This window comes from Novosphingobium sp. TCA1 (assembly GCF_009811895.1).
In the GTDB taxonomy this organism is placed as follows: domain Bacteria; phylum Pseudomonadota; class Alphaproteobacteria; order Sphingomonadales; family Sphingomonadaceae; genus Novosphingobium; species Novosphingobium panipatense_A.
This window is the reverse complement of sequence record NZ_BLJH01000047.1, coordinates 1-22,865: the sequence shown is the minus strand read 5'-3', so window position 1 is coordinate 22,865 and position 22,865 is coordinate 1. Positions and strand designations below refer to the sequence as shown.

Here is a 22,865-nt window from a genome sequence, read left to right as displayed (position 1 = left end):
GGAGAATGAATCAGATCGCTGACGCTTTGGGAATCCTGTTTATGGGTATGTGACCTAGACCATGTGTTCGCAGGCCTGCATCATGGCCGTGGCGTTCGCGTTCGAACCCCAGCACGAGGCCCAGAAGCGTCGCGAGCCCGAGCCTCATGAGGGTGACGGAGAGATCGTCCTCAAGCATTTTCGACACTCGGCTTAAAGGTGATGACGCGATAAACGTAGTACAGCAGCACTGCTGCCATGATCGTGAGGCCAGCAGGCCCAAGATAACGATCGACGGCCGAAAATTGTCGGCCGAGGAAGTATCCGGCTCCTGCAAGAAGGCTGTTCCACACAGCCGATCCCAGCGTGGTCAAGATGAGAAACCTTGGAAAAGGAGTGCCGAACACGCCAGCCGGAATCGAGATCAGCGTGCGCAGACCAGGAATGATGTGAGCGACGGGAATGGCCCAGGAACCGTGCCGATCAAACCAAGCATCAACGTGGTCGATTTCGTTAGCCGACAAGGTAAGCCAGCGTCCGTGGCGGTCAGCCAGCTTTTTCAATCGCCGTTCACCACATTTTCCTGCCAGCCACCACCAGAAGGCGGCGCCAGTGACCGTCCCTATCGTGCCGCATATGATGACAAGTATGATGTTGAGGCCGCCGTCGGCGGCAGTGTAGCCGGCCAGGGGCATGATCACTTCAGAGGGTATGGGAGGAAAGACATTTTCAAGCAGCATGAGCAGGCCGATGGCCCAGTACCCCATCCTCTCGACAATGTCTGTGATCCATTCCGTCATACACGCCTATCCAGATTTGCAGTGCGTTACCAGGACACCCCCAGCGTCATGCACGCCACTCACATTCGTGTGCAGCGCCATCATCTTGTGGGTCGATATCAGGCATTTCCCTTGCGTCGGCGGGTTTCCCAGCCCTTTTTGGCGGCCTCCGAGCGCTTTTCCGCGCTCTGGCTCGATCCGCCCTTGCGGCCACCTTTGCGCGAACTGTCGTGGTTTTCTTTCTTGCCGCGGCCAGAGCCAGATTTCTTTCCGCCTCCGGACTCCTTGTTAACCGTCGCCCAGGCGCGCCTCTCTGCTTCCTCCTTGCCTACACCTCGGTCCTCATAACCCTCTTCGATATGCTCGGCCTTGCGCTTCTGCTTGTCCGTATAGCTCGACTTGTCGCCACGAGGCATGCTCCGTCTCCTTGTCGGTTCCGCCCGCCAATCCCTTGAACGCGGCAGCAGCCAATTCGTCCCGATCTGTGTCGATCGGCTCGCCGCAATTTCCTGGTGGTCAAAAATCGCGCTTTGGCGCGATCTTCGCCAGATCGAAGCGCGCTTCGACTGACCTGCCCTAAACATTCTATGGCGGCGACCAGGCTTGCTCCTGGCAATCTCCCGGCCGTCAAGGATGACGCAGGCAGGCACGTTCGCTGGCCGCGCGATCAAGCTCGAACATTTGCCGGAACCCAAGTCCCTCGGCGGCGGCCTTACACAGACGCGGCGCCTTGCCGCGCTTCGCCCCGGCAAGCATGACGAAATAAGGCATCTATTGACTGGAGGTGATGTAAAGCCGGATGTCGGTCATCACCAAGTCTGCCATGCGGATAGATCGCGATCCAATACCACGTCGCTAAGCGGACGGGCCGCCCAATAGAGATGACAGGGCGGTATGTTGCACCATTCAAAGCCTTGGCGCAGCTGCGCGAAATAGCGCTCGATGAGACGGCGGATGGCGGTGCGCGTCTGATATGCCGCGAGAACGCCAGTCGGCTTCAGCGCCAGGGCGGTCTCGTGCATGATAATATCCGCCTCGGCTTCGCCCAGCGTGGAGAACGGCAGGCCGGTGAGAATGCAATCTGCTCTGCCCGAAACTTCCGCGCCGATATGGCGGCGGACATCCCTCGCCGATCCTTCAACCACCACGAGGCGCGGATCGTCGCACTGCTCACGCAGCTTGGCAGCGAACGCTTGACTGGTCTCGATCGCGATCAGCTGCGCGTCAGGGCGCATGCGCCTGAGCATCTCGAACGTGGATCTGCCACTGCCCGGCCCGTATTCCACGAGCACCTTGATGTTAGACCAATCCAACGGGGCCAGCATACGGCGCACCATTCGGGCGCTTGCGGGAAAGGCCGAGCCGACCATTGACGGATGCCGGACGAACTCCGCTGCGGCAATCCATCCTGTATCTTTCACGAAGCCTTTCTCCCTGCATGCTGATCGGAGCGAGGATGTCGGCTCAGCCAGGATAAGGGCTTTTCTGCAGCAAACCGGCCAGATGCGCAGCGTTGCCGGCCACCATCTTAGCAGTTTCCGATACCTTGTCCGGGGTCGTCTCCAAATCCTTGAAATCCGTGGAGCCCATCGCCTCGCCGACCCAGTAACATGCCGCGACCGCCGGAATGGTCCAGCCTACATCGTTCAGGGCCTGGAAAAGCTGTGCGGATGAGAAATGCGCGCCGTCCTCGTTGCCAACGATCGCCGCCACCGCGACTTTCCCATAGCTGGGCATGCGGCCCTGATCGTCTGTTTCGGTGAGAAAGGCGTCCATCCGTTCGAGCACGCGCTTGGCGACGCTGGATATCTGACCCATCCATATCGGGCCGCCGAAGACGAGGATGTCGTGTGCGAGTATTTTCTCGCGCAGCGCAGGCCAGGCATCGCCGTCCCCTTCGTCGGATGTCACCCCGGCTTTGATATCGAGCGCTGCCACCCTCACTGTCTCGGTAATCGTGACCTGACGCTCGGAAAATGCATGTTTCAGCACCGCGATCATCGCGTCGGTTGAGCTTGCCTCGCTCGCGTCCTTCTTGAGCGTGCAGTTGAGAGCCAGGGCCTTGAGTGGCATCGATCGTCTCCTTTGGCGTCGGCTGACGCAGGCTTGCGACCATCCGTTCACAGACAGGAGAACTCATCGGCGAGAAAAGGGTTCTGTCTCCAAAGGAGATGCCGCAATGACCGAGACCGCCCAGATGATCCATGAAGATGCGCTTCCCGGGCATGAAAGCAAACTCGAGCCAAAGCCCGAGTGGCAGCCTCGCTATAAGGGGGCCGAGCGTCTCAAGGACAAGGTCGCAATCATTACTGGCGCCGACAGCGGCATCGGACGCGCCGTGGCGGCAATTTATGCCCGTGAAGGCGCTGACATCGCCATCGTCTATCTGCTCGAGGACGACGATGCCGCCGAAACGAAGCGGATCGTCGAGGCCGAAGGACGCAAGGCGATCACCATCCGCGGCGATATCGGCGAGAAGGAGTTTGGCGATGAGATCGTGCGCAAGACGCTCGATGCATTCGGCGGGATCGACATTCTGGTCAACAACGCCGGCGAGCAGCATCCTGATGATGACATCACAGACATTACCGAAGAACAGCTACGTCGAACCTTCCAGACCAATATCTTTGGCATGTTTTTCCTGACGCAGGCTGCCCGCCCGCACCTCAAGGCGGGCGCGGCGATCGTCAACTGCACGAGCGTCACCATGTACCAGGGCAGCAAGGATCTTCTCGACTATAGCTCGACCAAGGGTGCGATCACGGCCTTTACCCGGTCATTGTCGGAAAATCTGGTCGGCGATGGCATTCGCGTGAATGCGGTCGCACCGGGACCGATCTGGACCCCGCTCAATCCATGCGGCGGCGCAAAACCTGAGAAGCTGGAGCATTTTGGCGAGAGTACGCCCATGGGTCGGCCGGGCCAGCCCAATGAAGTCGCTCCCGCCTTTCTGTTCCTCGCCTGTGAGGATTCCAGCTACATGTCCGGGCAGGTGCTCCATCCAAATGGCGGGATCATTGTGAACGGCTAGATCGCTTGTTTCGCTGTCCGCGAGACATAGCGCGCCTAAGTGCCCAGCGTCGGAAAAATCGAGCCCCGCCTGGCAAACGAATACGGAATTTTCACCTGGAAGGAACTAAGATGGCGGACCTGAGCCAAATCAAGGAGCATATGGAAATCATCGGCGCAGATGGCGTCCATATCGGCACTGTCGACAAGGTCGAGGGCGATCGGATCAAAATGACGAAAGCCGACAGCGGGTCGCACTCCGATCACCACCATTATTTTTCAGGAGGATTGGTGGCCGCTGTCGAAGGCAATCAGGTTCGTCTGTCTGCAGCCGGATCGGCAGCCGTTCTGCTGGAAGAGGAGGAAAGTGGCGAGGCGCTCAGCGACAAATCATAAGCGCGAAAAAGTAGCCGGCCCCTACGGGCCGGCCACTTTCTGCCCGATCAGTGGGGGTAGTCGACGCCATAATGGCCATATACCTCTCGCCCGTAATTGCGATCGAAAGCCGGCTCGCTGTCGCTTGCATAGCGGGGCGCATTTTCAAGCACGCTCTTGTCGAGATTGACGACATAGCCGCCCTGATCGGTATCATAGGTCAGTACGTCCCAGGGTAGCGGGTAATAATCGCTCCCCAGCCCGAACAGGCCGCCGAACTGAAGTACAGCATATTCCACCTTGCCCGAGCGCTTTTCGACCATGAAATTGTAGATAGAGCCGAGCTTTTCGCGCTGGGCGTTGTAGACGGTGGTGCCCTCAACCTTGTTCGAGGCGATTAGCCGATCGGTTTCGTTTGTGGCGATTTCGGTCTGTGCCATGACATCTTTCCTTCCATGGGATGAATGATCAAGGCGAACGCGACAGAGGGAAAGGTGTATCCCGCCTCGTGATACCTGATCGTCGGACTGCCCGTAAAAGCTGCTCAACCGCTTGCCAGACTTCCTCGTCAATTGGCGTCGCCTGTAAACAGCTTGCCGAAGGGTCTTCGAAAACTGGGAGTGCGAATTTCTCTCGACCGCGGTCCTACTCATGCTTTCCCTGTTCTTCCGCCAAGGTGAAGCACCAGTATCCAAGCAGATTGCCGCTCCAGATGCCCAGACCGGCGAGTGACGAGGCTGGCCGGCTGAAAACCTGCTACGCCTCTGAGAACCATTTTCGCGGGCGGACTGTAGTCCTCGGGATTTTCACCGGTATCGCATGAAAGGCGCTCGGATCATCTGCCAGCCGGCTGTTCTTTTATCTCGGCCACCCTTCTCCCTTTTCGTGCGTTACGCATACGACGACCGAAACCAGGAGGTGATCGAATGCGCAAACGAGAGAAAGTAGCCGACCTCATTGCCGGTCAGAATGGACGCCAGCGCCGCAAACAGCTCTTTCGCTCGCTCGAGGATACCGCAGCTCGCGCCGTTGTCACCGCGACGGTGACTTTCGCGGTCGGCTGGGTGCTGAAGCGCATGTTCGAAAAATCTGTCAAGCAGGCGGCGAAAGAGGGCGCCCAGGACGGCGTCGACCAACAGGTCGCGCAAAATCCAAATCTCGCAAAAGCAGGCATTTCCGGCACAGCCGCTTCGCCGAGCACTGCAGATGCTTGATGCCGGTACCAACAGGATGACCAAATAATCCGATTGTTTTTTCAAGCGTCGTTACACCGGCGCAGGCACGACAGCGACTGCTTCGTGGTTTATCGGTGCCAGTTTTTGCGCCGCTAGCTGCGCTGTTCTTGCCAGCCACTTCGGTTTACTGCCGTGGGAGCCTACCTCGTTTCCGGCGTCGTCTGCACCCTCATCGGACTGTGGCTTAACCGCAGTTGGGGATCACAAGCCCGGATGACCTGGGCCGCACGGTTCGGGGAGCGGGAAGTTGAGCAATTTGGGGTGATTTATAGGTGTACTCGTCAGCAAGTGACCGGGGCGGAGCTTTAGCAACTCCGGCCAATCGCGTAGTTGATTGTCCACCCTATTCTACTGCGCGTCAGCCGGTGTATCGGTTTTCTTGCGTTGATCGCGCCGTTTGAAGACAACAGGGTCGGCTTGCGGCTCATCGGTCACGCTGGATGCAGCCTTGCGCTTGCGGCCGAGACCGATCTGCTTGGCGAGCGTGCGCCGTTTTTCGGCATAGGCGGGTGCAACCATCGGATAGGTAGCAGGCAAGTGCCACTTGGTGCGGTAATCCTCCGGCGTCATTTGATAGTGTGTCATCAGGTGGCGCTTGAGCATTTTGAGCTTCTTGCCATCCTCAAGGCACACGAGGTAGTCCGGCTTGACCGAAGCACGAATTGAGACTGCGGGTTCGCAAGGCGGCGCAGCCGGTGCGGTTACTTTGCCGAGTCCTGCCAGGGCTGCATAGACGTTGCCGATCAGGGCCGACACATCGGGAACCGCCACGCTGTTGTTCGCGACATGCGCTGAAACGATGTCGGCCGTCAGCGTAGTAAGCAGGCTATGGTCTTCCGCTGTGTCAATCATTGCTAAGCTGTCCTTTTCTGACGCCACGATGATGGCAAAAACTTGTCTGGTTCAGCGCCTAGTCAATACGCCGCCCGCAAGTCACGGATCGGATTAGCAAGCAGGGCATCATATGCCAACCAGCTCTGATCGATTTTTGTAAAGTGAAGCTTTCCATGCATTGTGTTACGATGGCCATGAACACCTTTGCAGATCGATATTGTGCTATCCATCGATTTGGAAACTCGGCAACGATATACGCGGCAGTGCCACAGACTTTTTCGAAGTCCTAGATTGCGGCTTCGAGGTCGCGGCACATCGGATAGCACCCGGACCGTGCCCGACAGCAGCCCCTAGCGCGTTTCGCCCCGCTACCGCGTAGCGAAAAGTCATGACATTGCTCAGGGAACTTGTGCGGCATGCGCGCGCATGGTCGGCGAACCATGCCTCGCGGAGCGTGAACTCAGTGGTGCAGACGCTCATATGATCTTCCGCATTGGTGGGGCACCGAAGGACGATTGCAGTAAACGGGTCCGTCAGTTTCCCCGACCGATGCAGCGCTACAGCCTGCTTCAGGATAATGATCGCCATGGCGGCGACATCATGCAGCGAGGAAAGACGCTGGACGATGTCGCCGTCCGGTGGCCTGCGACTGATGCTGCTCATTATCCCGAGTTTATCGACCCCATGCCCCCAGGTTATCGACAGTTTCATCCACGAGTAATCGACGGCATTGTCTATGCCGAACGCTTGCGGCCCTAGCGCGTAGCGACTTGATAAGATCGGCGTTATTCACGGATTCTCTCCGCCTTGGCTCCCTGCAAACCCGTTTCAGAAGGAAGTGATGCTCACCGCCTGGCACGGCAGCGCAACACCAGGCAAAGCGATCACGCTGACGCACACTCTGAGCCAATCTACACAGGCACGAAGACGCACAACTTTTCCGGGGCGGATGTGGATCGGCCTGAATGAGCGGCGGGTAGTACCCCTTGTGCGAGCCCGCAGGTCGGTGTTCCGTCCTAGTGGCGCGTCGGCTGCGCTGACGGTGCTTCCAGGAACTCGGCGAAAGCCGAATCACTCCCACCATCAATCCGACCGCTGCGATCTGGATCGCAGACCCACCTGCCACCAGGACTGCCCGGTGCAGCCCATCGAGCGCGTTTCCGGGGAAATGCAGCGCCAGCAAAAAGGCGATGATGATCTGGAGCCAGACCCACCACAAATCGATGTCGCGGCTGATCAACGCACCGCAAAGGCCTCCCATCAGGGCCGTCGCCGCCAGTGCCATATATGGATCGTTGCCAAGGATCGTGCCGATGAAGGCGACAAGTGTCATGCCGACCCCCGCCAGCGTCATCGCCGCCCATCGATTATGGATCACCCGCTTGGTCGCCCCGAAGCCGACCGAGAAAGCCGCAGCCGCTGCGATGGAGGCCGGCATAGCAGTGCCGGCGCTCACACCGCCCACAAGCAAGAAGGCGAACCCTGGCATCGCCAACAAAGCACCATGCGTGTTGAATCGGAATATATCCTTGAACTGAGGCATCAATCGGTAGCGCCCTCCTGCAGGACACTCCTATCGTGACGATCTCGCGCTTGCCACATGCGCATGCGGACGAGAGCGGCATGCGCGACATGCATTGCCGTTTTTCATCACCGCCGGTTACGGCTTGCGACATGCCACGAAGTTGCCAGCAGGGTTCTCCCGTCGAGGAGCCCTTCCTGCACTCGGTAATTCAGGGCCTTGGGCGGTGCATTTCAACGCAGTGCAGCGCGCGGTCCATTCCGGAACTTTTCCTTTCGCACAACGCTTCCTCAACCGGTATCGGCGGGTAACCCTTCATAGCCTGTCACCGACCCTACGGACCGAATTAACGCGCATACCGTTGCCACAACCTCGTCAGGCGGCATGGCCGCCTCTACGACCCGCGCCTGTTCCGGGGTTCTGCCCTGACTGTGATAGCGAGAGAGCGGGACAATCAACCGCATCAGATCGGGCGAGGGCTCGCGCAACCCGTTCCCCACCGCGTCCAGCAAGGCATGCTCGAGATCGAGGCCGATTTGCCAGCGGATCGAGTGGTCGTCGTAGCCTGCCTTCAAAAGGATCGCCTTGAGCCCAAACTCGGTAGCATAGGCGGCATGGTGGACGAGGACATCGAGCCGGTCTTTCAGCAGGGTCTCCTTCGCGGTCTCCAGGAAATGCAGGGCGCGACGGTAATGAGACACCGCCAGCATCCGGTCGAAGTCCTTGGGACGGTGATAGAGGTTGAGGTTATGGGACGGGTGATTGCGCGTTCCGGGACGAAGCGAATGCGGGAGGGCATCCTCCCCGATGCACCCGAGCAATTTCCCAAAGGCCTGAGCGAGGTGCATCTCTTCTTTAGCTGAGCTGCGCGTGCACTTCGCCAGTCCCTTGACCATACCCTGCCCATGGCGCCGGTACCAGGCGAAGGCAGAACGCAGCGGTTCGGGCAGTCTCATGGCAGCAGCCGTAATCCTGTCAAAACGCGCCTGCGCCTTGGGCTCCCGCGGTCCATCCATTGCGCGGTCGTAGAGAACGATGCCCGCTTCATAGCGATCCGTCAGGTATTGGTTGCCTTCAACGCGGAACCGTTTGGGCTCATCGATAGTGAAGATGGACAACATGATCGTCGCCAGGTGATCCACTTCCGCTTTAATGATATGTCGGGCCTCATCCACATGGCGTGCCCTTCCCTTATTGAACGCGGGATCGACGAATGCCCAGAGTTCGAATTCGGAAAGTTCACGTCGGTGCTTGTCGATCTTTTGCGGGTCGGCGTTGTCGCCCACGAGCATGAGCCAGAAGAGCGAGCCGTACCCGAACGCACGTTCCTGCCCGTCATCGAGACAGGCACATAATATCCGGGTCGTGCGCTCGATCGCTATCCGGTCGTGAGGACATAGATGCATGACGCGCGGCGGAACGCGCTGTCGCAGCTTTTCGAATTCATCGACGGTGCTGCGACCACCCGTACGGCCCGACAGAGAAGGTACATCGTCTCCACGGCTTTCGTGCATGAAAACCCCCATCCCGCATCCATGGCGGATGAGGCGGAAGTACCGAGGCGGATGCGGTGACGATCCCGAACTCCCGCGCGCTGGACGCGGGAGCCGCCGGGACTGCTAACACGCAAATGACATGCGCCGCCGTCTTTCACCCGAAGGTTTGGACATGCACGGCGGCATCCCGGAAAACAGAGTTTCCCGAGTTTCCTTGGCCATTTGCGGGATTAGCAGTCCCGGCCCCGCCCTTCTCGCAGCGCCCTCGCCTTCTAGCACCCAACCATAGGGGAAGCAAAGTTTGCTGATGCCGTTCCTTATCCCGACCAGCGAGCCGCTGATCGCGGGCTAGCGACAGCCTCATGCACCCGTCATCGACACCTTTGCCTGGTGTACGTAGATTGCGCGGCGATGCAGATTGCGCGGGAACGAGCCGAAGGCATTAGGGATTAGGAGAATCTGCGAAGGAGAGGATCGATGGCTGCACGTCCCTATTGGAAAGGTCAGATCCGACTGGCGCTGGTCTCCATCCCCGTTGAAATCTATTCGGCGACGAGGAGCGGCGCCACGATCGCGTTCAACCAGATCCATGAGCCATCGGGCCAACGGATCAAGTATGAAAAGATCGTGCCGGGGATCGGCCCTGTCGACGTCGATGAGATCGTCAAGGGCTTCGAATATGCCAAGGGCGAGTATGTCCTGCTCGACGACGACGAGATCGAGGGGGTCAAACTGGAGAGCAAGAAAACGCTCGAGTTGACCCAGTTCGTCGATAGCCATGACATCGACGCGATCTATTTCGAGAAGCCCTATTATGTCGTGCCGGCCGACGATCTCGCCGAGGAGGCTTTCATCGTCCTGCGCGAGGCACTCCGCCGCACCCGCAAGATCGGCCTCGGCCAGCTTGCGATGCGCGGACGGGAATATGTCGTCAGCATAAAGGCTTGCGGGCGCGGCATGGTGATGGAGACACTGCGATACGCCGACGAGGTAAACAAGGCGACGAGCTATTTCCGCGAGATCGGTGATACCGATCCGGACGAGGAATTGCTCGACCTCGCCACCACCTTGATCGACAAGAAGACCGGCAAGTTCGATGCGAGGGAGTTTCACGATCGCTATGCCGACGCGCTCAAGGAGCTGATCGAGCGCAAGAAGAAGGGCAAGACGCTTAACATCGAGAGCGATGACAAGGGCAGCGATTCGCGTGGTTCCAACGTCGTCGACCTGATGGCCGCCCTCAAGAACTCGCTCGGCTCATCGGGTGGCGGCTCGTCCAAGGCGACGGCAAAGAAGACCAGCAAGGCTGCCGCGAAACCGGCCGCCAAGAAGGCTGCGGCCAAGCCAGCCACGAAACCGGCTGCGCGCAAGCGGGCCTGATCCGTGGCGGACAGATCCGACCCGGTAGCGGCGACCGTCGACGACGATGCAGCATTTGCCGAAGGCGCCATCACGCTGTGGGCCAATCTGTTGACGTTGATCGGCACGCACTTGCGAGAAACGGGCACGCCCCGCCAGGAAGTGCTCGACATGCTCACCATGCTTCATGAGACCAATGAGGAGACGATCAGGTCGCCGCGCGCGCGGGCCATCGCTTCTCGGCATCTGATGTCGGTTTACCGTGCCCTTGGCGAAGCCTGAGCGATCAGGCGTTCGGCCCGAAGCGCCGTCGTTCGGGATCGCGTGCGTAGCGAAAACGGTCCTTGATCAGCTCATTGAAGAAGCTTCCGGCAGAAGCCGCATGGCAGAAGGCCTCGAAGGTCTCGGCCGGCACGTCGTAATAGAGATATGTGCCAGTATCGCGAAACGAGATCGACAGGATGCCGGCATCGTCGTCGAAGCCGATGCGGCTGATCATCGAGGATTGGGAGAAGGGATGCGCGCGCATATCTGGAGAACCGCGCATCACCGGGTGCCGTTCCGGGCGTCGCGCCATCTGGAACCCATAAGACGCCGAGGCGCCCCTGCCGCACTGACAAATACTGGCATCGCAGGCTCGTCGTAAGATGGCAGAGGTCAGCGACGACGAGCTCCGCGAGATGGCGCAGCACCGGGGGCTGAGGCTGGTCAAGTCGCGGCGACGCAAGCCCGGCACCGGCGACTTCGGGAAATATGGCCTGACCGATGCGGGTGGCAAGGCGCTGCTCGGTATCGGCGACGATGGCCTGACCGCGAGCGCCGACGACATCCAGGACTATCTGCGAAGCAGCGAGCAAAGCACATGGAAGCAGTCGGCCGACGCGACTCCCGATCGACCTGCCCCCAGAGAGAAACCCCGCCCGCCCAAGCCCGAGGAGGACGAGGAACCCATCCGCCGCCGGGCAAAACCGGTGTTACGAGATCGTCCGGCGCCGCATAGACGAGAAGAGCCAGGTCCGGCACGGAAACCTTCCAAGAAGGCGCGTTCAAAGCCTTCACTCCGGCTCGTCCCAAAAGCTGAGCCAGCGCCCCAGCCCGATCCCGAGCCTATGCCCGCACCCGAACCGGAGCTGCGTATTCGCGCGGCCACAGCGAACGATGCCGGTTCCCTGGCGGCGCTTTTCGCCCTGCTCAGCGGTGTATCGCTCGATAGCACGCAGGTCGCCGACAATCTCGCAGCCGGCCGAAAGGCGAAGGCCGGAATGGTAGTCGCCGAGCTGGGCGATATCGTCGGCTGCTGCGGATGGGCGGTTGTAGGGACTATCCATCGCGGCCCGATCGGGCGCGTGACAGTGCTCATAGTCGACAAGAGCCATCGTCGTCGAGGCATCGGAACGGCGATGCTGGCGGCCGCCGAGACCGCGCTGGTCAAGGCCGGCTGCCGTCAAATCGAGGCGATGAGCGACATCACGATCGACAACAGCCATAATTTCTTCCGCTCGCTGAAGTTCGAACAGGCAAGCTATCGCTTCGTCCGCACGATCGGCGAAGGGGCGAGTGGGGAACGAGTTCGCCACCGCACGAATTAACAGGCTGATCGGAAATCGATATGGCACAAGCCTCGAGAGCGAACATCACTTCGGCGGACGAGCGCCTCGCAAAATATCGCGAGAAGCGCGACTTTGACCGTACGGCCGAACCGTCGGGCGCAACCGAGCCGACCACCGGCAACGGCTTTGTCGTCCAGAAGCATGCGGCGTCGCGCCTCCACTATGATTTCCGCCTCGAACTGGACGGCACGCTGGTGAGCTGGGCGGTCACGCGCGGGCCGAGCAGCAATCCCGACGACAAGCGCCTCGCGGTCCGCACCGAGGACCACCCGCTCGACTATGCCCGGTTCGAAGGCACGATCCCCAAAGGCGAATATGGCGGCGGCACGGTGATGCTGTGGGACAATGGCACCTGGGAATCGATCCCCGGCAAGGATCCTCGCCAGACGCTGCCCGAAGGTCACCTCCACTTCATTCTTCACGGCCGGCGGATGCAGGGTGAGTGGATTCTCTTTCGCCTGAAGCCGCGCGGCAAGGAAAAGGGCGAGAACTGGATCCTGCGCAAGGTGCAGGATGAATTCGCCGGCGGCTCGGACGACCTCGTCGGCAGCCATCTCACCAGTGTAGATACGGGGCGTACTATGGAGGAGATCGCCGCAGGCAAGGCGTCGCCCAAGCGCAAGGCGGGTGCAAAAACATCACGAAGGGCGACCGCTGCAAAAAAGGTGCCCCCCGCCGCGCCGACATCCCGCCGCAAGAGACCCGGTGTGCTACCGCCCTTTCAGCCCGTGCAGCTAGCCGCACTCGTCGATCATGTCCCGCCTGGAGACCGCTGGCTCCACGAACTCAAATATGACGGTTATCGAACCCTCATCGCGATCGGTGGCGGCGAAGGGCGTGCCTATACGCGCTCGGGGCTCGACTGGTCCGACCGGTTCGCCGGGCTGATCGCCGAGGCTCTCAAGCTGAACGTCGGCAGCGCGCTGATCGACGGCGAGGCAGTCGTAACCCTCCCCGATGGTCGTACCAGCTTCCAGGCGTTGCAGGTTGCGCTCAAAAGCAACCCCGAGACGATCGACTATTTCGCCTTCGACCTGCTCGAACTGGACGGAGAGAATCTGACCCGGTTGCCGCTGATCGAGCGTAAGGAGAAGCTGGCCGCACTGATCGGCGAGGCCAAGGGACGTATCCGCTATTCCGATCATATCGTCGGCAATGGCGAGAAGCTGCTTGCCAGTTTCTGCGGCGCCGGCCTCGAAGGGGTGATCTCGAAGCGCGCAGACGCGCGTTACAGTGGCTCGCGCTCGGGCACATGGCTCAAGACCAAATGCATCCGCCGGCAGGAGTTCGTCATTGTCGGCTGGACGCCTTCGGACAAGCAGCGCGGGTTCCGCTCACTCCTGCTCGGCGTCAACGAGAATGGCAAGTTGCGCTACGCCGGCAAGGCCGGCACCGGCTTCACCGCCGATGAGATCGATCGGCTGATGGAGATCATGGCGCCGCTCGAACGCAAAGCCCCGACCGTCGAAGCGCCACGTGCCGCCGTTCGCGGCGCCCACTGGATCGAGCCCCGGCTCGTGGCCGAGATCGCCTTTGTCGAGTTCACCGACGAAGGCGTCCTGCGTCATCCGAGCTATCTTGGCCTGCGCGAGGACAAGAAGCCGGAAGCCGTCGTGATCGAAACCGAAACACCGGTCGCGGCCGCCTTCACGCCGGCACGCACCAGCGTCAGGATCAGCAACCGCGAGCGGGTAATCTTCCCCGAAGGCAAGCTCACCAAGGGCCAGCTCGCCGATTATTATGAGATGGTCGCGCCGATCATGCTCCCTTGGGCCGGCAGCCGGCCGATCAGCCTCGTGCGCTGCCCCCAGGGCCGATCGAAGAAATGCTTCTTCCAGAAGCATGATGCCGGGAGCTTCGGGGACGACGTCAAGCAGGTCGGCATTCGCGAGAAGGACGGCCATGACGAGCCCTATCTGTTCGTCGATACGCCTGCAGGGCTGCTCACCTGCGTCCAGATGGGCACGATCGAGTTTCACGGCTGGGGCGCGCGGATCGAGGACATCGAGAAGGCCGATCGCCTGGTCTTCGATCTCGACCCCGACGAGGGACTGGATTTTCAGGATGTCGTCTCGGCCGCCTTCCATGTCCAGGATGTGCTCGCTCAGATGGGCCTCACGACTTTCCCGATGGTCACCGGCGGTAAGGGTGTACATGTCATCGCGCCGCTCACACCCACGGCCGAATGGCCGGTAGTGAAGGACTTCGCGCATCGCTTTGCCCTGGCGCTCGCGCAGGCCGAGCCGGCCCGCTTCACTGCGGCGCTGGCCAAAGCGAAGAGAACGGGCAGGATCTTCATCGACTATCTGCGCAACCAGCGCGGCGCGACCGCAGTCATGCCTTACAGCGCGCGGACCCGCGAATATGCGCCGATCGCGGTGCCGCTAACCTGGGAGGAACTGCGCGATCTCGACAAGCCATCGCGCTGGCATATCGGCGATGGGGCAGAGATGGTGAAGCGCGCGGCGTCGAAGAACCTCGCCCGTTGGGGGCGCGCCGATCAGATCCTCCCCGACCTGTGATCATCGCGACCTACAATGTGAATGGGGTCAATGGCCGCCTGCCGGTGCTGCTGCGTTGGCTGGCCGAACGCCAGCCCGACATCGTCATTCTCCAGGAACTGAAGGCGCCGCAAGAGAAGTTTCCGCTCAGCGCGATCCGCGATCTGGGATACGACGCGATCTGGCACGGCCAGAAGAGCTGGAACGGCGTCGCCATCCTCAGCCGTGTCGGCGAAATCCATGAAACACGCCGGGGTTTGCCCGGCGATCCCGACGACAGCCACAGCCGCTATATCGAGGCGGCGGTCAACGGAATCCTGATCGGCGGCCTCTATCTACCCAATGGCAATCCGCGGCCGGGTCCGAAGTTCGACTATAAGCTGCGCTGGTTCGAGCGCCTGATCGCGCATGCCGCGGGGCTGCTTGGAACCGGCCTGCCGGTGATGCTCGCCGGGGATTTCAACGTCATGCCGACCGATCTCGACGTCTACAAACCCGAGCGCTGGCTCGACGACGCGCTGTTCGCGCCCCAGGTGCGCGCGGCTTATGTCCGGCTGCTCGACCAAGGCTGGGCCGACGCATTGCGCATGCTCCACCCGGGCGAGACGATCTACACCTTCTGGGACTATTTTCGGAACGCCTACGCCCGCAACGCCGGTCTGCGGATTGATCATCTGCTGCTCAGTCCGGTGCTCACCGACCGGCTCACGGACGCGCAAGTGGACCGCCACGTGCGCGGCTGGGAGAAGACCAGCGATCACGCACCGGTCTGGATCGAAATTGCCGATAAGCCGGTACGCCGCCGCAAGTCCGCATCGGCAAGGAAGAACGATGCGATGCCCTGAAGTGAAAGGCTTTAGCCTGCCCGACCTGACCGAGGGTTCTAATGAAACGGCGGGCTTGAACGGCGCCCGTAGGTCTATCGTAGCTGGCTGTCCTTGCTCCCGCGCCGGTTGATTCCGACAGCGCGCATATTCGCATCCCGCTTCGCCTGGCACGCAACGCAGGTCCGCGTACCCGGCAAGGCGGCGCGGCGCGCCTGCGGAATGTCCTCGCCGCAATCGTCGCATTCGTCGCTACCCTCGCCCGTCGGCATCATGCCGCGGGCTCGCAAGACAGCATCGGTCACCGTATCGTCGATCTGATCCTGTACGGCGCCATCGCGCGCCCATCCGTTTGCCATGTCCGATTCCCAACAATCAAACAATTCCAGCAAATTAAATAGGGTGCGACACGAGGGATTACAAAGGTCCGCTCGAACTGAATGGGCGCGGCGGGACCGCTGGAGAATCAAGCCCGGGATGAGACTCACGTGGTTTATGGATGCGCCATAGTAACGGCTGCGAAATCTGGTCCGTGCCGATCCCGATGATCAACGAAAAATGCGCGCGACCGCACGGGTTTCTGGATTGTAATTTGGCCCTCTCCACAGCGCGGGATAACGTCATCGATCAGGTAGCTGGAGTAAGAGACCATGCAGACGATGGTGATCCTTCGGACAACCAGCGAAGAGGACATAGCCGAAGCGCTGCAATCTTTGCCCACTGTCCGCTGGCCTCAGGATGAGCGAAAGTTGCTGACCCTGTTCAACCGCGTCCTTGATCTGAAATTTGGCAGTAGTTCAGGCGAGGCAAACAGCATTGCGCCATGAAGGTTGAATCGCAGGAAGTTCTGGAGCCCAAAATTCAATGGCTACGGATTTCTAAATTGATCCTTAGAGAATATCCGGGTGAGAAAGCCGCGTTCAGAAGGAGACGTTACCGCGTTTGTCTGAAACCTCGCGGCGGTGACCTAATGCTCCAGCATATCAGCAATCTTCATAGCCAGATCGGAGACCATAAAGGGCTTGGTAATCACCTCCATTCCGGAATCAAGAAGTCCGTTTCCGACAGCTGCATTCTCGGCATAGCCGGTGACGAACAGCACTTTCAGATCCGGTCGGGACACGCGTGCAGCATCGGCAAGCTGCCGGCCGTTCATCCCTCCAGGCAAACCTACATCTGAAACCAGCAAGGATATGCGCGCGCCGCTTTCGAGTATTCTCAGCGCCGAGGGTGCATCATCGGCCTCGAGCGTTGCATATCCCGCCTCTTCGAGCACCTCGACGATCAACATGCGGATCGTCGGTTCGTCATCGACGACAAGGACGGTTTGGCCCGAACCCGTGGCAGGAATGTGGCCCTCGAACGAAACCTCGTCATCTTCGAGGCCGCCTGTATAGCGCGGAAGGTAAAGGCACATCGTAGTCCCCTGGCCTGGTTCCGAATAAACGCGCACTTGACCGCCCGACTGACGGACGAAGCCATGGATCATCGAAAGGCCAAGACCGGTCCCCTGGCCGATCGGCTTGGTCGTGAAGAAGGGATCGAAGATCTTGTCGACGATTTCGCCGGGAATGCCGGTGCCGGTGTCCGTTACGCAGATCGAGAGATATTGCCCTGGCGTCAGGTCGCGCTCGCGCCCGCCCCGGTCATCGAGCCATTTATTGGCAGTCTCGATCGTGAGGCGTCCACCGTCGGGCATCGCATCGCGGGCGTTGATGGCGAGGTTGAGAAGGGCATTCTCGAGCTGACCGGCATCCACGAGCGCGAGCCATAAGCCCCCCGCTCCCACGACTTCCACCGATATGGCTGGGCCTGCCGTCCGGCGTATCAGATCCTCCATCCCGAAGACGAGCCGATTGACGTCGGTAGGTTTTGGATCGAGTGTCTGGCGACGGGAGAATGCCAGCAGGCGCTGCGTCAAGGCGGCGGCACGCTGGGCCGAGTGCTGCGCCCCCTGGATAAAGCGGTCGATACCATCGGTTCGGCCGGTGCTCAGCCGTCGTTCGATGATTTCGAGCGCGCCGCTGATACCGCCCAGGAGGTTATTGAAGTCATGGGCGATCCCGCCCGTAAGCTTCCCGATCGCTTCCATCTTCTGAGCCTGGCGAAGCGCCTCATGAGCTTCGGCCAGTTCCGCGGTCCGCTCACTGACCCTTTGCTCAAGAGTATCCTTCGCTTCCTGGACGCGCCGGATCAACCGCGCATTGTCTATCGCGATCGCGGCCTGCGCGGCCAGTCCGCTGATCAACTCCTCATGGCTGTCACTGAAGCGCGCCTCCTCCGGGTGGCCGAAAAGTAGCCCGCCGATCACCTCGCCCCCTCGGGAGATCACAGGCACGGCAAGATAGCTTTTCACGGGAAGGTGGCCCTGTGGCATACCATTATAGGGCGAATTCTTCGCGTAGCGGCTGTCCTGTGTGATATCGTTGGAGCGCAAGACCCCTTCGCCGCGAAAAGTCGGGCCGAACACCGCGGTGTTCCTGGGCATCGGAAAGCTCGCAAATGCGTCACGCGAGGCGCCCGACAGGCTATAGAGCATGTATGCCTCGCCCGCCTCGGACCGGACGTTGTAGAAAAACGCGCCGAAGGCGGCCCCCGTGAGCTCCACGCCAGCGTCCGTTACGAGCTGCACAATCCTCTCGGGATCGGTCTCGATCACGGTCGCGGCGGCAATCGCATTCAGCCGTTCGAGCGCGTGACGCTTTTCGCGCAGTTTCGCTTCGGCCTGATCGGCCCCGGTGACATCAAAACCTTCGCAGAAGATGCCGCTGATACAGCCTTGCTCGTCAGTGACGGGCGCGTAAATGAAATCAAGGACCCGCCTCTCGGCAGGCAGGCCCGGGTTCTTGAGCACGGCGGGAACCCGCTCGGCGATGAAGCGCTTCCCTGAGCGGTAGACGTCATCGAGCCACTCATAGAAGCCCTGGCCATCCAGTTCGGGAAATGCCTCGCGCACCGTCTTGCCAATGAAGTCCCGGTCCCCGAACAAGCGGCGATAGGCGTCGTTCACGAACTCAAAGCGGTGCTCTGGCCCGGACAATATCGTGATGAAGCCGGGCGCCTGCTCGAAGAGCCGTCGCTGCCTTATGGTTTCGGCATCGCGGCTGCGTTCGAGGAGAATGCGCTCCGTCGTCTCGTGCCCTTGATTGAATATTCCCGCAATCTCGCCGCGCTCGCCGCGGATCGGCGTGAAGCTGTAATTCCAGTACGTTTCAGACACGCGGCCGTCGCGCATCATCGGGAGTAGCTGGTCGTACGTCGAATAGCCTTCGCCATTCGCCATGACCTGCTCGAATTGGGGGCCGATGATCTCCCAAATGTCGGGCCAGACTTCGGCCGCAGGTCTGCCCAAGGCCCCCGGATGACGATCTCCTGGGATTGGCGCCCACGCATCGTTGTAAAGCAGGCGAAGCTCGGGGCCCCAGTAGATCGCAGTCGGAAAGCTTGAATGCAGGCAGATGCCAAGCGCCGAACGAAGCGACTGCGGCCATTGCGCGATCGGCCCCAGTGGCGTGTCGGCCCAAGCGTGATCGCGGATACGTTGGCCCATGTCTCCGCCGCCATGCAGGAAATTTGCATTGGCGAAATCATCGTCAATGGCGGTCATGGCAGATCGCTATTGCACCCACGTGCGCTGACGGCAGAGGGTTCGCTCGCCATGCGGCGAAGTGATCGCAGCAGTACAACACGGGATCCTGTATTCATTGGGGCACAGATTACCTTTCGATAGAGCGGTCTTCAAACTCCTTGATGCGGGAAAGGTTCTCCAAGTACCAGTCCCAGGAAAGCCTGGGGTTGGCCCTCCGCAATGGCGGATCACGGCGATATCGCGATCGAACTGCCTACGCAGCCGAATACGAGAGTCGCGTACCGTGGTTCAGACGCCTGCTTCCTCGAAGACCTTTTTCATGATCGGCAGCGCGGTCATCGCAGGTGGCCATCCCGCATAGAACGCAATCTGTGTCGCGGCCTCGAGGCTTCACGGTGCTGCCCCGCTATGCCCGCGCCGCCTTCGGGCGCCCAGAAGAGATCCTGGTAGTTGAAGGCACGCCTGGAGTCGTCGACATGCTCTGGCTGATTCATCGTTCCGAGTGGTCCCTGCCCGCGCGTGCCGCCTGTGTCGTGGAGGAACTACGCGCACGGTCTGGGAACCTTGCCTAGGGCTGGGTTCGGTGGGGGTGCAAGTCAATCCGTTGTGCGGCTGAGCAATATTTCTGGGTGCCGTGAGGTCTCCGACAGGTGATCTCATCGGTTTTCGCCAAGTTGCGCTATGGGGCTCACGTTCCAGATTGCCCCATTAGCGTCTGGATATAATCGTTCGAGAGAATGGTGGTAACCTTTTCCTGCTGGATCCAATTCGCACGGTTCACATGCCATCCTAGCGGCGGCATCGAGACTGACTCCGAAGAGCGAACGAAACTGAATCGCCGTTGCACTCGAGGCTCGTCGATGCGCCGTCGAGCATTGCGCTCTCAGATTAGGAAGGTGTCTGCTACGCGCCCTTGCACGAACCCGCTTCGCGGGATGGCGCATGGTGCATCGTAGCGTGTTATATGTAGGCCTTTAGCGGGGCGAGGCTGGCAGTTCCTTCAACGGAGAGGAACTTGCCATGACTGTCTCGATCAATACCACCCCGATCAGCCCGCTGCGCCAGCGGATGCAGCACGACATGATGATGCGGGGCCTCGGTCCCCACACCCAGCAGGATTACGTGCGCCATGTGAAGCGCCTTGCAACCTTCCTGGGGCGCCCTCCCGATACGGCAACGGAAGAGGACCTTCGCCGCTTTCAGCTCATGCAGCATGAGAGCGGGGTCAGGCCGAGCACCATCAACGGCACCGTGTCGGCCTTGCGCTTTCTGTATAACGTCACGCTCAGGCGACGCGATCTGGCGCGAGCCCTGGTCGTCACCCGCATCGTGCCCCGGCTGCCCGAAGTGCTAAGCGTCGAAGAGGCAGCGCGGCTGCTGCAGTCCGCGCCCGGCATGAAGTACAAGGCGGCGCTGGGTGTGGCTTATGGCGCGGGCCTGCGCGTGTCGGAGGTGGCCCACCTCAAGGTCGACGACATCGACAGTACGCGCATGCTGATCCGGGTCGAACAGGGCAAGGGAGGCAAGGATCGCAATGCGATGCTCTCGCCCCAGTTGCTCGAGCTGCTGCGGATGTGGTGGCGTGAGGGGCACAAGCGCGGGATGCTGATTGCGCATGGCTGGCTGTTCCCCGGCCAGAACGTCACCGACCCGATCTCGACCCGGCAACTGCACCGCGCAGTTCAGGAGGCGGCCGAGGTGGCGGGCATCCGCAAGCGCGTCAGCCCGCACACCCTGCGTCATTCCTTCGCCACGCATCTGCTCGAGCAGGATGTCGATATCCGCGTGATTCAGGTCCTGCTGGGCCACAGCAAGCTGGAGACCACCGCACTCTACACCAAGGTGTCGACCCGCACGATCCACGCCGTGTCGAGCCCGCTCGACCAGTTGATGGCGCTGATGGAAGGCAAGGCACCCACAGGGTCAGCCGACGCCGGTTGAACCGGTGCGCGCCGACCTCGAGGTCGCGGACATCTTCCGTTCTGCAGGACCAGCCTACCGGGCGGCCCATGCCGGGCACCTGAGCCTGACCCAGTTCAAGGTGATGTCCGCGATCGAGACCTGCCGCACCGCGGCCCTGGGCGGTCACGTCGAGGCCTGTGAGGACTGCAGGCACTGGCGGGTCGCTTACAACAGCTGTCGCAACCGGCATTGCCCAAAATGCCAGGGCGCCGCGGCACGCACCTGGCTGGCCGAACGGGAGGCCGACCTGCTTCCCGTCGGCTATTTCCACGTTGTCTTCACGCTGCCCGCCGAGGTCGCGGACATCGCATTCCAGAACAAGGCGCTGATCTACGACGTGCTGTTCAAGACGGCCGCGCAGACGATGCTGACCATCGCCGCCGATCCCCGCCATCTGGGCGCCCGGATCGGGATCACCGCCGTGCTGCATACCTGGGGGTCGGCAATGACCCACCATCCGCATGTCCACATGATCGTGCCGGGCGGCGGTATCGCGCCCGATGCAAGTCGCTGGATATCCTCGCGTCCGGCCTTCCTCCTGCCCGTGCGCGTGCTGGGAGCGCTGTTCCGGCGGCTGTTCCTCACCTGGCTGAACGCGCTGCACGGTGCCGGCAAGCTGGCCTTCTTCGGCTCCCTGACCGATCTGACAGAGCGGCGGGCCTTCCAGCGCCACCTTGCCCCGGCGCGCAAGAAGCGCTGGGTGGTCTATGCCAAGCCGCCCTTTGCCGGGCCGGAAGCGGTGCTCGCCTACCTCTCGCGCTATACCCATCGCGTCGCCATCTCGAACCGGCGCCTCATCGCCTTCGACGAGAACGGCGTGACCTTGCGCTACAAGGATTATCGCCGCGATGGCCCCGAACGCCAGCGGATCATGACGCTCACCGCCGACGAGTTCATCCGTCGCTTCCTGCTCCACGTCCTGCCACGCGGCTTCCACCGGATCCGCCATTACGGCCTGCTCGCCAGCGCCGCGCGCCACGACAATCTCGCGCTCGCCCGCCGCCTGCTTGCCGTCACACCGGAGACGCAGGTGCCAGAGCCCGAAGCCGAGCCCGACACCTGTGCGCCATGCCCGTGCTGTGGTGGGCGCATGATCGTCATCGAAACCTTCCCGCGCTGGAGCCAGCCCCGCGCGCCACCCAGGCCCAGCCCGCCGATCCGGGAGCGCGCCGCATGACCCGGCATGATCCGCCTGCCGGCATGGCCCCGCATAACGCGCGGCGGTCAAAGGGCCGGCTTGCCCCCGGCACGCGCCGCGCCCGCGTCCGCTCCTGGTATCAACGTCGACAGCCCGGCAAACACATCTCCAGCGCATCCAGACACCGACCGCTGTGCTGCTGTCGTGCATCCATCAAAGCACGCTCTTCATCCCGCCACACCACACGAAAGCGCAAATCCCCATAGCCCAGCCTATCGGGCCCGCGGGTTCCTGCATGGGAGGCTTTCGTACGCAAGCGCCCGAAAACCTTCACCAAGCCGGTCGTTCAATCGCGATGTTGCTGCGCTTGGAAGCGGACCTTCAGCTATGACGTAGCCTGGGACAGTGCTGCCGTTCCAAATTGATAGATCGGATGGCAGCTCCTGTCTGGAGCCGACATACATCGTTTGCCTGACTGGCATCACAGATCGGCAGAAAGTGGGCCGATTGTTGACCGTCCTCTTTTGGGGAGAAATCGGCTAAAGCTGCCGTCAAGCAGCTGACTCTTAATCAGCGGGTCCTAGGTTCGAGCCCTAGGCCGTGTTGACAAAAGGGATTCCCAAGCGGGCCGGGTTCTGATTCAAGACTGCTTT

General features: G+C 61.0%; 23 protein-coding genes and 1 pseudogene. 13 read left to right on the top strand and 11 right to left on the bottom strand.

Annotated elements, in window-relative coordinates:
• Nucleotides 1-170: 170 nt before the first annotated feature.
• The 4 genes from NTCA1_RS25985 to NTCA1_RS25970 form a co-directional block, all read right to left on the bottom strand.
• Nucleotides 171-779 (bottom strand): DedA family protein, encoded by a 609-nt coding sequence (locus NTCA1_RS25985; protein ID WP_004212634.1) that lies wholly within the window; start codon nucleotides 777-779, stop codon nucleotides 171-173.
• Between the two features lie 98 nt (nucleotides 780-877).
• Nucleotides 878-1,174: a plasmid stabilization protein gene (locus tag NTCA1_RS25980; RefSeq protein ID WP_159832291.1), complete on the bottom strand. Its 297-nt coding sequence runs from the start codon at nucleotides 1,172-1,174 to the stop codon at nucleotides 878-880.
• Nucleotides 1,175-1,567: 393 nt separating this feature from the next.
• Nucleotides 1,568-2,179, bottom strand: a complete 612-nt coding sequence (locus NTCA1_RS25975) for a class I SAM-dependent methyltransferase (protein WP_236549585.1) — start codon at nucleotides 2,177-2,179, stop codon at nucleotides 1,568-1,570.
• Between the two features lie 43 nt (nucleotides 2,180-2,222).
• A complete protein-coding gene (locus NTCA1_RS25970) occupies nucleotides 2,223-2,831 on the bottom strand; it encodes a flavodoxin family protein (RefSeq protein WP_159832290.1) in 609 nt (202 codons plus the stop codon).
• Nucleotides 2,832-2,937: 106 nt separating this feature from the next.
• Between NTCA1_RS25970 and NTCA1_RS25965 the strand changes: the two genes are divergently transcribed.
• The gene (locus tag NTCA1_RS25965; RefSeq protein WP_159832289.1) at nucleotides 2,938-3,789 is read left to right on the top strand and encodes an SDR family oxidoreductase; all 852 of its coding nucleotides are present in this window, start codon (nucleotides 2,938-2,940) and stop codon (nucleotides 3,787-3,789) included.
• Between the two features lie 110 nt (nucleotides 3,790-3,899).
• Entirely contained in the window at nucleotides 3,900-4,163 is a 264-nt protein-coding gene (locus NTCA1_RS25960; protein ID WP_159832288.1) for a DUF2171 domain-containing protein, read from the top strand.
• 47 nt (nucleotides 4,164-4,210) lie between these two features.
• On the opposite strand, the gene NTCA1_RS25955 is transcribed toward NTCA1_RS25960, so the two are convergent.
• On the bottom strand, nucleotides 4,211-4,582 hold the full coding sequence (locus tag NTCA1_RS25955) for a PRC-barrel domain-containing protein (protein ID WP_159832287.1): 372 nt from the start codon (nucleotides 4,580-4,582) through the stop codon (nucleotides 4,211-4,213).
• Between the two features lie 172 nt (nucleotides 4,583-4,754).
• Here NTCA1_RS25955 and NTCA1_RS29100 point away from each other — a divergent pair.
• Both NTCA1_RS29100 and NTCA1_RS25950 read left to right on the top strand, forming a co-directional pair.
• Nucleotides 4,755-4,874, top strand: a pseudogene (locus NTCA1_RS29100) (DUF6766 family protein); the annotation flags it as partial.
• 194 nt (nucleotides 4,875-5,068) lie between these two features.
• Nucleotides 5,069-5,356, top strand: a complete 288-nt coding sequence (locus NTCA1_RS25950; protein WP_159832286.1) for a hypothetical protein — start codon at nucleotides 5,069-5,071, stop codon at nucleotides 5,354-5,356.
• A gap of 369 nt (nucleotides 5,357-5,725) precedes the next feature.
• Here NTCA1_RS25950 and NTCA1_RS25945 read toward each other — a convergent pair whose 3' ends face one another.
• The 3 genes from NTCA1_RS25945 to NTCA1_RS25935 form a co-directional block, all read right to left on the bottom strand.
• The gene (locus NTCA1_RS25945; protein ID WP_159832285.1) at nucleotides 5,726-6,229 is read right to left on the bottom strand and encodes a MucR family transcriptional regulator; all 504 of its coding nucleotides are present in this window, start codon (nucleotides 6,227-6,229) and stop codon (nucleotides 5,726-5,728) included.
• A 655-nt stretch (nucleotides 6,230-6,884) separates the two neighbouring features.
• Nucleotides 6,885-7,757, bottom strand: a complete 873-nt coding sequence (locus tag NTCA1_RS25940; RefSeq protein ID WP_159832284.1) for a hypothetical protein — start codon at nucleotides 7,755-7,757, stop codon at nucleotides 6,885-6,887.
• 266 nt (nucleotides 7,758-8,023) lie between these two features.
• The gene (locus tag NTCA1_RS25935; RefSeq protein WP_159832283.1) at nucleotides 8,024-9,247 is read right to left on the bottom strand and encodes a HEPN domain-containing protein; all 1,224 of its coding nucleotides are present in this window, start codon (nucleotides 9,245-9,247) and stop codon (nucleotides 8,024-8,026) included.
• A gap of 459 nt (nucleotides 9,248-9,706) precedes the next feature.
• Here NTCA1_RS25935 and NTCA1_RS25930 point away from each other — a divergent pair, with 459 nt between their 5' ends.
• Both NTCA1_RS25930 and NTCA1_RS25925 read left to right on the top strand, forming a co-directional pair.
• Nucleotides 9,707-10,609, top strand: coding sequence for a Ku protein (locus tag NTCA1_RS25930; RefSeq protein WP_004212620.1), 903 nt, complete (start codon nucleotides 9,707-9,709; stop codon nucleotides 10,607-10,609).
• A 3-nt stretch (nucleotides 10,610-10,612) separates the two neighbouring features.
• Nucleotides 10,613-10,870: a hypothetical protein gene (locus NTCA1_RS25925; protein WP_004212618.1), complete on the top strand. Its 258-nt coding sequence runs from the start codon at nucleotides 10,613-10,615 to the stop codon at nucleotides 10,868-10,870.
• Between the two features lie 4 nt (nucleotides 10,871-10,874).
• On the opposite strand, the gene NTCA1_RS25920 is transcribed toward NTCA1_RS25925, so the two are convergent.
• Nucleotides 10,875-11,165: a KTSC domain-containing protein gene (locus tag NTCA1_RS25920; protein WP_199909653.1), complete on the bottom strand. Its 291-nt coding sequence runs from the start codon at nucleotides 11,163-11,165 to the stop codon at nucleotides 10,875-10,877.
• Between the two features lie 70 nt (nucleotides 11,166-11,235).
• Here NTCA1_RS25920 and NTCA1_RS25915 point away from each other — a divergent pair, with 70 nt between their 5' ends.
• The 3 genes from NTCA1_RS25915 to xth are packed head-to-tail and all read left to right on the top strand — an operon-like array spanning nucleotide 11,236 to nucleotide 15,544.
• Nucleotides 11,236-12,177, top strand: coding sequence for a GNAT family N-acetyltransferase (locus NTCA1_RS25915; protein WP_159832282.1), 942 nt, complete (start codon nucleotides 11,236-11,238; stop codon nucleotides 12,175-12,177).
• A 20-nt stretch (nucleotides 12,178-12,197) separates the two neighbouring features.
• Nucleotides 12,198-14,720, top strand: a complete 2,523-nt coding sequence (gene ligD, locus NTCA1_RS25910; protein ID WP_159832281.1) for a DNA ligase D — start codon at nucleotides 12,198-12,200, stop codon at nucleotides 14,718-14,720.
• Nucleotides 14,717-15,544 carry an exodeoxyribonuclease III gene (xth, locus tag NTCA1_RS25905; protein ID WP_159832280.1) on the top strand — a complete coding sequence of 276 codons (828 nt, stop codon included), beginning with the start codon at nucleotides 14,717-14,719 and terminating at the stop codon, nucleotides 15,542-15,544. Before ligD ends, xth begins: the two co-directional genes overlap by 4 nt.
• Nucleotides 15,545-15,618: 74 nt before the next feature.
• Here xth and NTCA1_RS25900 read toward each other — a convergent pair whose 3' ends face one another.
• Nucleotides 15,619-15,882 (bottom strand): DksA/TraR family C4-type zinc finger protein, encoded by a 264-nt coding sequence (locus NTCA1_RS25900; RefSeq protein WP_004212606.1) that lies wholly within the window; start codon nucleotides 15,880-15,882, stop codon nucleotides 15,619-15,621.
• 291 nt (nucleotides 15,883-16,173) lie between these two features.
• Here NTCA1_RS25900 and NTCA1_RS25895 point away from each other — a divergent pair, with 291 nt between their 5' ends.
• Entirely contained in the window at nucleotides 16,174-16,350 is a 177-nt protein-coding gene (locus NTCA1_RS25895; RefSeq protein WP_159832279.1) for a hypothetical protein, read from the top strand.
• A gap of 140 nt (nucleotides 16,351-16,490) precedes the next feature.
• On the opposite strand, the gene NTCA1_RS25890 is transcribed toward NTCA1_RS25895, so the two are convergent.
• Nucleotides 16,491-19,130: a GAF domain-containing protein gene (locus tag NTCA1_RS25890; protein ID WP_159832278.1), complete on the bottom strand. Its 2,640-nt coding sequence runs from the start codon at nucleotides 19,128-19,130 to the stop codon at nucleotides 16,491-16,493.
• Nucleotides 19,131-19,483: 353 nt separating this feature from the next.
• On the opposite strand from NTCA1_RS25890, the gene NTCA1_RS25885 reads away from it, so the two are divergent.
• The 3 genes from NTCA1_RS25885 (at nucleotide 19,484) to NTCA1_RS25875 (ending at nucleotide 22,251) form a co-directional block, all read left to right on the top strand.
• Nucleotides 19,484-19,684 (top strand): hypothetical protein, encoded by a 201-nt coding sequence (locus tag NTCA1_RS25885; protein ID WP_159832277.1) that lies wholly within the window; start codon nucleotides 19,484-19,486, stop codon nucleotides 19,682-19,684.
• A gap of 448 nt (nucleotides 19,685-20,132) precedes the next feature.
• Nucleotides 20,133-21,053, top strand: a complete 921-nt coding sequence (locus tag NTCA1_RS25880; protein ID WP_159832276.1) for a site-specific integrase — start codon at nucleotides 20,133-20,135, stop codon at nucleotides 21,051-21,053.
• A 4-nt stretch (nucleotides 21,054-21,057) separates the two neighbouring features.
• Nucleotides 21,058-22,251 (top strand): IS91 family transposase, encoded by a 1,194-nt coding sequence (locus NTCA1_RS25875; protein ID WP_159832275.1) that lies wholly within the window; start codon nucleotides 21,058-21,060, stop codon nucleotides 22,249-22,251.
• The last annotated feature ends 614 nt before the right edge of the window (nucleotides 22,252-22,865 follow it).